This is a genomic window from Streptomyces sp. NPDC104202 (assembly GCF_055584185.1).
Window position 1 is genome coordinate 20,759 of sequence record NZ_JBVJMN010000018.1, and the last position, 12,587, is coordinate 33,345.

Here is a 12,587-nt window from a genome sequence, read left to right on the forward strand (position 1 = left end):
TCAGGGGTCAGCGAACCATCCCCCTGACGTTCTCCAGCATCGCCTGGAGTACGTACGGCGGGTCCGCCGCAGCCGTACGGGCCGCCTCCCGGTACGTGGCCGCGTTCTTGTCCGAGACTCCCTCGCCCGCCGCGATCAGCTGCTGCTGCCGCTCGCCCCAGGAGGGCCAGCTCTCCCCGAGGTACGTCTCCAGGTTGTCCGCGAACACCGTGTACGTGCCGGCCGAGCCGGTCTCCGGCCAGGGAGACCTGGACTCCCCCAGATACCCGAGCAGGTCCGCGTTGCTCCCCGAGATCTTCCGCGCCTGCTGCTCGAACGCGGCCTCCTTCTCCGCACGCTTCTCGTCGTCGAAGTGCCGCACGGACTCGCGCTTGCGCTCCTCCATCCCGGCGTCACCGTCGAAGACCACGTGGCAGGGCACGCCCATCGCCGACAGGATCGCGTGACTGAGCAGGAGGTTGTCCCTGCCGGTCACGTCGACGTAGGTGATTCCCTCGGCGCCGAGGTTGATCCCGTTCCGCTCCGCACACCCGTCGAGCACCGCGCCGTCGGTCGTCCCCTCGCCAAGGACCGCCGCGTGAGCGAAGAACGCCTCGGCGAGCGAGCCCGCCATCGCGACCCCGGTACGCCGACGGACGGCCTCCTCCTTCACCAGCCCCTCCAGCGACCGGCACAGCTCGTCCTCCGTCACCTGCCTCACCCGGGTGACCGGGTGCTCGGCTCCGGCATCCCGCGTGAGCCGGCGGACCTGGTGGTAACCGGCCGGGTCGATGAAGACCGGGCTGTGCGTCGCGTACGTCACCTGCGTACGCCCCTCGGCGGACGAGGTCACCAGCTCGCGCAGCACCTTCGCGAACGTCCGCGCCTGCGGCGGATGCTGGAACAGCTCCGGCTCCTCGACCGCCAGGCACAACGTCCGGGTCCCGCCCTCCGGCCGCCTGCGATCGGCCAGGTACTTCAGCGCGGCGATGATCAGCGCCCGCTGGAAGCCGTGCCCCTGGCGGTACACGGACGTCTCGGCACCCCCGTCCTTGATGCTCACCTGGAACGCCGTCTTGGCCGGCCTCGGCGCCCGTACGGTCGGGGTGACTATGACCTGGCGCCCGGTGGTGAGCTTGGCGACCTCGGCGGAGAGCGCGTCGGAGATGTCCTTCAGAGCGGGTCCGTAGACGTTGTCGTGGACCGCCTGGCGGGCGAGCTGGGCGTTCTCCTCGATCTCACCGAGCTGGGCGTCGGCCTCGGTGCGGTCGACGGCGTGGTCGAGGATGCGGGCGATGGCGGAGGCCTTCTGGTCGTCGGCCTCCTCGTAGGCGCGCAGGTCGGCGGAGACGAAGACGAAGTCGATCAGCTGGGCGAGCTTGCTCTGGCCGGCGAACCCGAAGAAGTGGGTGTCCTCGACCTCCGCCTCGGTGAGCTGGTCCCGGTGCGCCCGCTCCCAGGCGAGCATGGCCTCGTTCACGGCCTTCTCACTGCCGGCGGGAGGCAGACCGAGACTCGGGGTGCTCTCCCGAAGCTCGTTGTACGCCCTACGCTTCGCCATCGCGCCGCCGGTCACGCTCCGGATCTCGTCGAAGGGCGCGTACGCGAGGGCCCTGCCGGTGATCTTGTCCTCACCGTCGTCCCAGGTACGCCAGATGCTCACGGTGGTGGCGTCGTCGGGGGCGTACCGGCCGAGGGCCTCACGGTCGAAGTCGGTCAGCCCGTCGAACTCGACCTCGACGGAGATGCGCTCGCCGCCGGCACCGGCCACCGCCGAGTGGATGTCGTCGGTGGTGAGGGCCACCGACTTTTCGCCGTTGAAGAACCAGTCGAGTGCGCGGAGCACGGTGGACTTGCCGACGCCGGTCGGGCCGATGAACGAGGTGATCTCGTCGAAGGCGATGTCCACCTTGTGCAGGCAGCAGAAGTTCTCGATGCGTACGCGCTTGATCTTCACGGTCGTCCTGAAACGTGGTGCGGGCGGGCCCGTGGGGGCCCGCTGTGACGGATCAAGGCTAGCGAGACAGGTGACGCCGTTTCAGATCTTTTCGTATTTACGGGGATGCGGCGGGTGGTGCTTCCAGGAGGTCGAGTTCGGCCCAGACGGTCTTCCCGGGGGCACCTGCGCGGGGGAACCAGCCGAAGCGGTCGGCCAGGTGGCAAACGAGGTAGAGGCCCCGGCCCGACTCCTCGGTCGGCGGTGGTGCGTGCGTGAGGTCGGTGTTGAGCTGCCTCTCGGTACGGGTGTCGGTGACCTCGATGCGGAGGGTTGTGGCGACGAGGAGCAGGCGGAGATGGAAGTCCCGGCCGGGGACGTGGCCGTGACGGACGGCGTTGGCGGTGAGTTCGGCGGCGATGAGGGTGAGGGTCTCGTTGGGGGTGGAGGTGTAGGGGTGGCCCCAGTCGTCTAGCCGGTGGGAGACGAGCCGGCGGGCGAGACGTGCGCCACGCGGGGTGGAGGTGAACTGCATCATGAACTCGTGGGTGGTGGTCGGGTGTTGTTGATCCACCACGGGAGGAGTAATTGCTCGGTTCATGCGGAGAACGGTTGCGGAGCGTGCGTACCGTTGACCAGGAGTAACGCGCTGACGCTACGGGCTGTACGCGTTGGTGGCGCGCGGTGTACGTGGCGCGGGGCGGGTTGCGGAGGTGTCGGGCGTGGTGGAGCAGCAGGGGTTCGAGGACGACCAGGAGTACAGGGGCGGGGGCGGGGATGAGTCCGGCTCGGGGATCCTGCACCTCTTCGGGCAGCAGTTGAAGCTGTGCCGGGTGAGGGCGGGGATGGAGCGGGCGGAGCTGGGGGCGAGGACGGGGTACTCGGCGTCGACAATTGCGTCGTTCGAGCAGGGGAGGCGGATTCCGCCGCCGAAATTCATCGACCAGGCGGATGAGGTGCTGGAGGCGGGCGGGGTGCTGAAAGCGGGGAAGAAGGAGGTGGCGCGGGCGCAGTATCCGGCGTTCTTTCGGGATGCGGCGCGGTTGGAGATGGAGGCCGCTGAGATTCACGTGTATGACAACCACGTGGTCAACGGCCTGCTGCAGACAGAGGAGTACACCCGTGCCCTGCTGGCCATGCGCCGCCCGCTGCTGAACGAGGACATCATCGAGCAGCGCGTTGTGGCACGGATGGCTCGTCAGGAAATCTTCAATCGGCAGCCTTCTCCGCTGCTCAGCTTTGTCATGGAGGAGCCCGTCCTGCGGCGTCCGCTCGGCGGCAGCTCGGTGCAGCGAGGCCAACTCGAGCAGGTCTTGCTGGTCGCGCACAGGCGGAACGTCGAGCTGCAGGTCATGCCGCTCGACCGACAGGACAACGCTGGCGTGGACGGCCCCTTCACGCTGATGACTCAACGCGGTGGCGATCAGTTCGGATACATGGAGGCCCAGGGGCGGAGCACGCTGGTGACGGACCGGGAGGAGGTCCGCGCGCTCGCAGCGCGCTATGGGATCATCCGAGCGCAGGCTCTCACCCCATGGGAGTCTCTGGCCTTCATCGAGAAGCTGCTGGGAGAAGTATGAACGTCGCAGACACCACCGCTAGCGCCCTCGAACTCACGTGGCGCAAGAGCAGCTACAGCGGCGCCGAGGGCGGCCAGTGCGTTGAGGTCGCTGTACGCCCCGGCACCGTGTACGTCCGAGACTCGAAGGACAAGGCAAGCCTGCCACTGTCCGTGGCGTCTGAAGGATGGGCCGCTTTCGTACAGTTCGCCGCGCAGGACTGAGCCGACCCAGACGAGGGCGCCCCACCGGGGGACCGTTCCGTTGGCGGGGCAGCCTCGTCTGTACGCGGTTGCACGCGCGCGCTCAGTCGGCCTTCTTCGCCCGACCGCCCTTCTTCTTCTCCTGGCGCCAGGCCGTGAGGTCCTCTGCCGAGAGGCCATGCTTGGCACGCTGCTCGTCCAGGTACGCCTGGTACTCCTCAAAGGGCGTGCCGCCCCAGTCTTCGTCGTGCTCACCGTGCCACTGGTGGACCCAGGGCATCAGTTCCTGGATGCCTGCGATGAGCGGGGTGAGTCGCGGAGTGTCCCAGCCGGCCTGTTCGGTGCGGTCGTTGATCACGTTGACCAGCGCCTGCACCTGATCCTTGTGATCCCAGCCGGCCCAGCCGAGGAGGATGGTCGGGTCGGAGTCAGGCGACGCGTCCGGGTAGGAGATGAACCGCTCCTTGGGGACGTCCAGCTTGCCGCGGTGCGACCAGTAGGACGTCTTGAGGAAGTCAGCGGAGGCGTACTTCGGAGGTACGGGGATGTTGAGCCGCTCGCCGGTCTTGTCCTCCTGTCGCTGGAGATCCCACACCTGCTCCCACTGCTCCCGCTTACGCAGGCCGGAGTCCTTGTAGCGGAGGGCGGCAAGGTACGGGACATGCTCGCTGGCGATGACCTCGGCGAGCACGGTCGCGAGGGTGGCGTCGCGCTTGCCCATGTGATCGGCGGCGTACAGCTCGGCGACAGCCTGCACGTCGGCATCCTGCCGGAGGGCGTCGGCCAGCTGGGAAACGGTCAGCGTCCGCGGCGCTCGGAACCCGTCCCGGAGGGCGAACCAGAGGTTCTCGTCCTCGCACCGATCGAGCAGCCACGCACGGAGGGCTTCCTTCTCCTTCTTCTTCCAGGGGTCGGATGCCCAGCGGCGCTTGCACTCGGGACGCTCGATGAGAGCGATGTCCTTGCGCGAGTTGATGGTGTCGATCCGGGCCTGGACGACGGCCTTGTACTCGTCAGGCCATTGAACAGGGATCTCGGTGACCGGAGGGCACCCGTGCCGCTCAAACCAGGCAGTGTCGACGTCACCTGCAGCGACCTTGCGCGCGAGGACGATCTCAAACGCTCGCTCCCCAAAGGAGACCTCGGGTACGTCCGCGGCGGTAGGCAGGGTTGTACGTGCCACCTCGTCCGAGGTGAGGAGCTTGTACGAGCCGTAGATGGCCCAGTCCAGTTCCTCTTGGAGAGCGATCATCCGCGCATGGATGGAGTTGCGTGTGTCGTGCCCCTCAAGTAGGGCGATCCGAGCGGGTGCTCCCGAGGCGGCGATCGAGGAGGGCTGACACGCGGCCAAATCCTGAGCCAGGGCGTCGAGGATGGAACTTAGCTCAAGGGGCAACTCGGCAGGGGTGGGGAATTCCTGAAGCTTGGCCCCAGTGAACTCATAGAACTTCTCCCAGTCCTCACTAGCGATTCCGCCACCAATGCCACCGTTGCCCTTGTCGTGACAAACCTGCTTGAACCAGAAGCACGCCGTCGAGGAGTTGAGCAGGCCCACGAGCCCGGCCACTGCTCCCTCTGAAACCGTCTCATCAACCGCGAGTGCCGGCATGTGCTGAGTCGTCAGGACACCTTCGGCGTTAAGTGCTGCGTGGTTGTGAGTCGCAACCTTCGACATGACGATGGTCCGACGAGCGCCTGCGCGCGACTGGGTCCACCGATACCAAGACCACCATGGCGTACCTGTATCGAAACGCGTCCGCCCCGAGAAATCGGCCAGAGATCCTAGCGTCTGCTTCGCAGCCCAGAGATGCTTCGCCCAAGAATTTCGGATGTCCACATCGAGGATTTCCCCATTAGGAGAATATGGCGCGATGGCCACAGCAGAGCCTGCAATACGCCAATCTCTCAACTCGTCGCCGACCGCAACTTCACGCATGAGCTCCAAAGGAGTTCCGAATCTGCGATGCCAGGACGGGCTCAGATAGAACACGTCGTCAGCACCGGAGAACCCAGCGAACCCGGCCTTCGAACCACAGATTTCCTCCGCCGATGCACACGAGGCTGCCTTGATAGCCTTCGTAAGTTCCTCGGAACTACCGCCACTCAGACTCCAGGGGTACACCACGAACGAATGACGGTCGCTATCGGCAGAAGTAACCCAGTCCGACTCACTCTCCGGCATTCCGGCCTGGCGGGCGATCGCTGTCCACACTAGGCCCTGCGCCGGATCCTCTGGCTGACCAGGCTCTCCTCGCACGCCAAGCACTGCGCGAATCCGGTCCGACCTCAGCCCGATCCGGTTCCGCCCGGCCAAAATCACCGTCGGTGTGCCGTGCCCCGGAATATACGCCCCTGACGTGTCGATCACATGTGTCAGGTCAACTTTCGGAAAGAACTCCTCGATCATCTTCTTCCCGAACTCCCGCTTCATGAAAGAGTTCGCCGTGATCTGCCCCGTGAAGCCACCGTCTCGCCGGTCACCCCCCGCCCGCACCGCCAGCTCAAAGATCCGCTGCACGAAAGGTACCGACAGCGCGTACTTCCCCGAGCACGCGTCGTACGCCTTCCGGTAGTTCTCGTTCTCCTGCTTGTCCTTCACCGTGATGTACGGCGGGTTCGCCACCACCACGTGGTAGGTCCCCCGCCCCAGCAGATCAACCCGCTCCGCGTACTCCCGCACATCCTCCGTGCGATACGCGAACATCCCCTCGCCATCGCCCCCGAACAGCGTGTCCAGCGTCTCCGTAACGGACTCCGCCCCCCGCCCATGCAGCAGCGAGTCCCCCACCGCCACATTGATCGGAAACGCGGGCGCCGCACTCAACCGCCGCTCCCCGCACGCCTTCAAGGCCGCGACCAACAACCGGAACCGCGCAATCGCCACCGCGAACGGGTTCTTGTCGCACCCATGCACCGACTCCAGCGACCGACGCACCAGCTCCCAGTCGTCCGTGCCCGGCTCCGCCGCCCGCCACTTCTCCAACAACCGCCCGAACATGCCCAGCAGGAAGTGGCCCGACCCGCATGCCGGGTCGATGCACCGCAGACCCCGCGCGACCGGATCGGCCCCCTGCCAGCCCTTCGGCGTGTGCTTCCACTCCGGGTCGAGGCCGAACTCCTCGACCGCCGGCTCCAGCGTCAGGTCGAGGATGAACTCCTCTACGAACTCAGGCGTCTGCAGCAACGCATACGTTTTCCGCGCGTGCTCGCTCAGGTCCTGGTACAGGTCACCCAGGAATCGCGTGTCCAGCTCCTCGTCCACAAGCAAGTGGACGATCTCGCCGTCCGCACCCCGCTCCCGCCAGAAGCCCAACAGCCGCGTCGCCGCCTCGTACGACGGCGTCAGCTCCCACAGCGGGTTGTGGCCCCGGTCGAAGAGCCCCGCCACCGCCTCGTGCGAGTCGGCCAGCGCCTCGAAGCCGGCGACCAGCCAGTCCCGGTCATTCAGCTCAGGGTGCTTCCGGAAGAACGCCGCCTGGCGATCCTCCGCGTCCGCCAGCCGCTCCCCCGGTCCCGCGATGTACGGGTCGGTGATGAGCCCGTTGTCCTCGCAGAAGCGGACGAAGACCGTCGCGAGGACCCACGCAGCCGCCGCTTGCGTGACGCGTTCGTCCCGCCACGCTCCGTACGTGGCTGCCGTGCGCTGGGCCTCGCGCGCCGCCTTGTACTCGCGATCGAGCGCCACACGGAACTCGTCCTCCGAGTCCGTCCGCGCCCTGAGGTCGTCCTCCAGCGCGGTGACCTGCTTGCGCAGGTCCTTCAGCAGTGCGGCCTTGTCCACGAGGCGGCGCCTTTCTCTCCGTAACACACAACCCGTTCCAAACCTGCGGTCCGTCCATCCTGCCAGCTCAGGAGGAATGTCCGGACCTGTCGTACCGCCGCCGTCAGCGGACCGCGCCGACCCTTCCCGGGCCGCCTTCGAGCCTGCCGCGCCGGTGGAGCTCGGCGATGTCCGCCGTGAGCGTCTCGCGGATGTCGCTGCCCATCCGGCGCCAGCCGAAGAAGTCGCAGACCTGCTTGATCAGCTCGTCCTCTGACATACCGGGGCATTCCACAGCAATCTCGTACAGGGCCAGCTGCCGCTCTGTGGGGGCGATGAGGGTCACCTTCCGCGGGGTGTCCCCTGGCTCCGGGCGCCGTGCCTTCAGCGCGTCCAGTCCGCCCCGGTCCTTCGCGTCGTAGAAATCGCCGTCCCGGGCGGCAGCCTCGGCGTTCACCAGGCTCCGCGCCACGAAGGTCACGTTGTCCCGGATTCGGCTCCCGGCCCGTCCCACGCCCCAGGCCTCCCGCGCCCGCAGAACGAGCAGGTCCAGGTGGATCGGACCCTCGGCCTCAATGATCTGCATCAGCGCCTTGCGCAGGGCCGGCCGTGCCTCGACCGTGTGCATCTCGTAGGCCGAGCTCACGGTCAGCCGGCTGGGGCGGTACGGAGACGCCCACTCGCGCTCCACTCCCGTGTCCACGGGTACGCGCTCGTACTCGACCTCGACCTGCGGCTCCTCGACCGGAACGGTCACCACCCGCCCGCGGCCGTGGGCCGCCGCGCTGGCAGCCATACCGACCCCGGCGTCCTGCACCGGCTTCGGCCCCGAGGCTGCCAGGGGGCCCTGTTCGATCGCCTGCTCCACCGCCTCCCGCAGCCGCAGCTCCGCCGCGCTCCGTCCCCGGTACCAGTCCGTGCCCCAGATCCGGTACAGCCGCCAGCCCAGGCCGTTGAGCACCTGTTCGCGCAGCCGGTCGCGGTCGCGCGCGGTCTTGGAGGAGTGGTACATCGCGCCGTCGCATTCGATGCCGAGGGCGTAAGCGCCCGGCAGCTCGGGGTGGCGCAGGCCGAGGTCGATGCGGTAGCCGGCGACGCCGACCTGGGGCTGGACCTGGTAGCCCCAGCCCCGCAGCACCTCGAGCACGGATTCCTCGAAGGGGCTGTCGGGCTCGGCGTCGCCCTGGACGACGTCACGGGCGAGGACCGCGGGGCCCTGCTCGGCGTACTCCAGGTAGCGCTTCAGGTGCTGGACGCTCACATTGGGGCTGTCCTTGAGCTGTGCGCCGCGGAAGGAGGAGACGACCTCCATGCGGTAGCGGGCACGGGTCACCGCCACGTTCAGACGGCGCCAACCGCCGCCCTTGTTGATGGGGCCGAAGTTCAGTCCGAGGGTGCCGTGCTCGTCGGGGCCGTATCCGATGGACATGATCATGACGTCTCGCTCGTCGCCCTGGACCGACTCGAGGTTCTTCACGAAGAAGCCGTCGAGGCGGTCCTCGGTGAAGCAGTGCTCGAGGTCGGGACGCGCGATGCGGGCCTGCTGGACGGCCAGGTCGATGGCCGAGGCCTGTGCCTGGGAGAGGGCGACGACGCCGAGCGTCCTGCCGGGGCGGGTGTCGAAGTGGTGCATGACCCGCTCGGCCACGAACTCCGCCTCGCTGCGGTTGTCCCGGCGGCCCCCCTTGTCGTACACGCCGTCCGCCTTGAGGAAGTCCACGCCGACGTCGTTGCCCTTGTCGAGCGAGCCGGGGAAGGTCACCATCGAGTTCGCGTAGAACTCGCGGTTGCTGAAGGTGATCAGGTCCTCGTGACGGCTGCGGTAGTGCCAGCGCAGCGACAGCTCCCGCATGGCCCCGGCCTTGCAGGCGTGCAGCAGGGACTCGAAGGAGTCGGGCACGTCCTCCGCGTACTCGTCCGAGTCGTCCTCGACCGAGGAGTCGAAGAACGAGGTCGGCGGCAACTGCTTGTCGTCGCCCGCGACGATCAGGCTGCGGCCCCGGTAGATGCAGTTGATCGCGTCGCTGGGGCGGACCTGGGACGCCTCGTCGAAGATGACGACGTCGAAGGCGAAGTCCGGAGGCAGGTGCTGGCTGACGGTGAGCGGGCTCATCATGAAGCACGGCTTGATCGACTGGACGACCTCGCGCGTGCGCCCCAGCAGTTCGCGCACCGGCATGTGCCGGGTCTTCTTCTCCGCCTCGCGCTTGATGACGGCGCTGCCGCCACCGCTGTGATTGCGCGGGCGGCGTCTGTTGCACCGCTCGATCACGGCCCCGCCGGCAGCCGCGATGAGGCGGCGGTCTGCGGCACGGAAGTCCGCCACCCGAGCGTCGAGGTCCTCGGAGCGGGTGGTGCGGAGCCGGTCGTCGCTGGCCAGGACCGCGTCGGCCCAGGAGCGGAGAACCGCTTGCTCGACGATGGCGGGCAGCTGCTTCGGGTCGGTGCCGCGCTCGGCCGCGTTCGCGACGAGGTCGTCGGCGTCGTGACGGGCGAGGACGGTGACACCGGCGCGGTAGGCCTGCCATTCGTCCGGGCCGTGCGGATCGGCGAGGAGTACGTCTATCAGCTGCTGAGCCTGTTCGAAGCCGCCCAGCAGGGACGGGGAGAGCTGGGTGCTCCTGGCCGGGTCGAAGAGGCCGAGGAGTGCTGCCGCGGACGCGGACCAGCGTTCGGCGCGGCGGCTAGCCGTGGTGCACCACGTGGCAAGGGCGCTGCGTACGTTCGCGGCGAGCAGCGTCGGCAGCGGGTCGGTGTCGGAGCCGTCGGCCAGCTGGCTGATCAGTCGCTCGCGTCGGGCGACCCCGCCGCCCAGCTCGGCGATGCGGTCGGCGGTCTCCAGTGCCTGGGCGAGGTCCTCGACCTGCGACGCGGTGCGCGGTGTCCAGCGTGCGAGGAGGGTGGTGTGCTGATCGGCGAGACGCTGCAGCTCCTGCGTAGCGTGAAGCCAGCCGAGTGCCTGCTCGAGACGGCCGGGGAGCTTCTTGTCCCAAGTGCCGCTGTGCGTCAGTGCCGCCGCCGCGGCCCGGTCGGCCTTGTACTGCGCCGAGAAACGGGCCAGCAGTCCGCTGTGCTGGTCGGCGAATCGCGCCGCCAGTTCCGGTAGTTCGGTCGCGGTCAGTACCTGCTCGCCGAAGACGTCCTCCGCTGCTGCCCGTGCCTCGGCCTCGGCGGCCAGCGCCTGGTGCAGTTCCCTTGCTGCGTGGTGCGCAGCGCTCCGTACGCCGTCGTCGAACCATCCCGACGGCGGTCGATGGGATGCCTTCGTGAGATCCGCCAGTTCACAGAGCGCGAAGGCGGCCTCGGCTCCGTCCGGCTTCGGCACACCGAAGAGATCCGCGAGCTGGGCGAGCTGGTCGGAGACGTCCTCGGGCAGACCTCCGTCCGCCGCACCGTCCTGCCCTGGGAGCCCGTCCCGCAGTGCGCGGACGGCCTGCTGGAGTTCCCGTACCGAGGCGGGTTCGCCCTGAGTCGCGGCGAACGGGCGCCGTACCGCGGCAGCCCGTACGGCGCTCAGCGCGTCGGCCGCCTCGGAGAGCACGGAGGGTGCCGAGTTCCCGACCAGCCCCCGCCAGGGGAAGGAATCCCCCTCGGCGGCCGGTCGCCAGGCACGGCTGACGGCTTCGGCGGCGGAGACCAGTTCCTGCAGCGCGTAGGCACTCAGTCCGTCGACCGTCCGGGCGTTCTGCCCGGACAGCGGAAGCTGCGGGGTGCCGGCCAGCTCCAGCTGGATCAAGCGGCCCAGGACGTCGTGGAGGCCGCGCTGCAGAGGCTCACGCGTCTGGTTCATCGCCGCCGCGTAGGCGGACAGCTCCTCGCGCAGCCGGCGTGCCTGCTTCAGCTCGTGCTCCGCCGCTCCCGTGGCCCGGGCCTCGGTGGTCAGCACCCGGGCCAGTTCGGTGGCCACCGCCTTCTTGCTCGTGTCGGCGCTGTGCAGTGCCATGACGAAGTCGCCGAGCCCCACATTCCGCAGGCGGTTGCGCACGACGTCGAGGGCCGCGGCCTTCTCACTGACGAACAGCACGCTGCGGCCCGCGTGCATGAGCGCGGCGATCATGTTGGTGATGGTCTGGCTCTTGCCCGTGCCAGGAGGGCCGCTGACCACGAAGGAACGGCCGTCGAGCGCGGCCGCGATGCACTGCCGCTGGGAGGCGTCCGCGTCGAGGACGAGCGGTGTCTCCTCGGGCAGCTGGACTTCGTCGATCCTGTCGAGCTCCGGAGGCTCGAAGCCGATCAGATCGTCCGGGAGACCGGCGGCAGGGCCGAGGGCGACGGCCTTCACCAACGGATGTCCGAGGATGCGCTCCTCGTTCTGCTGAAGGTCCTGGTACATGGCCTCCCGGTGCGAGGCGAAGAGGCCGAGCACCACCCGTTCGTCGACCTTCCAGCCTGCTTGGCCGACTGCGGCCGAGCGAGCCGCGGAGAGCACGGCGGAGAGGTCGGTGACGTCGGTGTCCGTGACGCGGCTCCAGTCGATTCCCTGCCGCTCGAGCTTCACCGCGAGGGCGGGATTGTGCATGCGGTCCTGGCCGTCGGCCGGATGGAGTCGGTAGCGACGGTCCTTGTCGCGGCGCAGGTCCACGGGTACCAGCAGCAGCGGCGCGGCGCTGCTCTCCTCGGCGCCTGGCTCACGCCAGTCCAGCATGCCGACGCCCAGCCACAACACCCACAGACCGTAGTCGTTGAACGTCTGGCCGGACTTCTGGCGGAGTTGGTACAGGGCACTGTCGAGCGCAGCCTGAGTCGGCTTCTGCGTCACCACCCCGGTCTCAGAGCCTCCGGGCGGCGCCTTGATGCCGTCGTCCTCAGATTCCGCAGGGTCCGGCGAGACCGGGGCGAAGTCCCAGCCTTTGGCGAGTCCGTTCAGGAGGGTCGCGGCGCTGGGCGATGTGAGCTCCAGTGTCGCCGTCTTCGTGTGGCGGAAGTTCAGCAACCGGTTGCGGCCGCCCAGGTCGAGCAGCGAGTGGCGCCAGCCTTCCAGCACGACCTTCAGCCGGTCGACGCCGGGATCGCTCGACACGGTACGCGGGGTCTGACGCTGATGGGGCATATGGGGTGACCTCCTGAGCTGAACGCACAGGGGTGTCCACACTCACAGGCCCCCCTGGAGACACCTGCTTACCAGCCCGTCCCTCAGGACACGCCCGAGA

Annotated in this window: 6 protein-coding genes; 2 read left to right on the forward strand and 4 right to left on the reverse strand. The window is 68.3% G+C overall.

The features are described 5' to 3' along the window. Window positions 1-7: 7 nt before the first annotated feature. Window positions 8-1,936 (reverse strand): ATP-dependent nuclease, encoded by a 1,929-nt coding sequence (locus ACZ60W_RS14585; protein WP_469755659.1) that lies wholly within the window; start codon window positions 1,934-1,936, stop codon window positions 8-10. A gap of 97 nt (window positions 1,937-2,033) precedes the next feature. Continuing rightward, window positions 2,034-2,516 carry an ATP-binding protein gene (locus tag ACZ60W_RS14590; RefSeq protein ID WP_469755660.1) on the reverse strand — a complete coding sequence of 161 codons (483 nt, stop codon included), beginning with the start codon at window positions 2,514-2,516 and terminating at the stop codon, window positions 2,034-2,036. Window positions 2,517-2,637: 121 nt separating this feature from the next. On the opposite strand from ACZ60W_RS14590, the gene ACZ60W_RS14595 reads away from it, so the two are divergent. Further along, a complete protein-coding gene (locus ACZ60W_RS14595; protein ID WP_469755661.1) occupies window positions 2,638-3,495 on the forward strand; it encodes a helix-turn-helix domain-containing protein in 858 nt (285 codons plus the stop codon). Then, on the forward strand, window positions 3,492-3,698 hold the full coding sequence (locus ACZ60W_RS14600) for a DUF397 domain-containing protein (RefSeq protein WP_469755662.1): 207 nt from the start codon (window positions 3,492-3,494) through the stop codon (window positions 3,696-3,698). The genes ACZ60W_RS14595 and ACZ60W_RS14600 overlap by 4 nt, the downstream gene beginning before the upstream one ends. Before the next feature lie 82 nt (window positions 3,699-3,780). On the opposite strand, the gene pglX is transcribed toward ACZ60W_RS14600, so the two are convergent. Both pglX and ACZ60W_RS14610 read right to left on the reverse strand, forming a co-directional pair. Further along, window positions 3,781-7,458, reverse strand: coding sequence for a BREX-2 system adenine-specific DNA-methyltransferase PglX (pglX, locus tag ACZ60W_RS14605; protein WP_469755663.1), 3,678 nt, complete (start codon window positions 7,456-7,458; stop codon window positions 3,781-3,783). A 103-nt stretch (window positions 7,459-7,561) separates the two neighbouring features. Continuing rightward, window positions 7,562-12,487, reverse strand: coding sequence for a DUF3320 domain-containing protein (locus tag ACZ60W_RS14610; protein ID WP_469755664.1), 4,926 nt, complete (start codon window positions 12,485-12,487; stop codon window positions 7,562-7,564). Window positions 12,488-12,587: the final 100 nt, after the last annotated feature.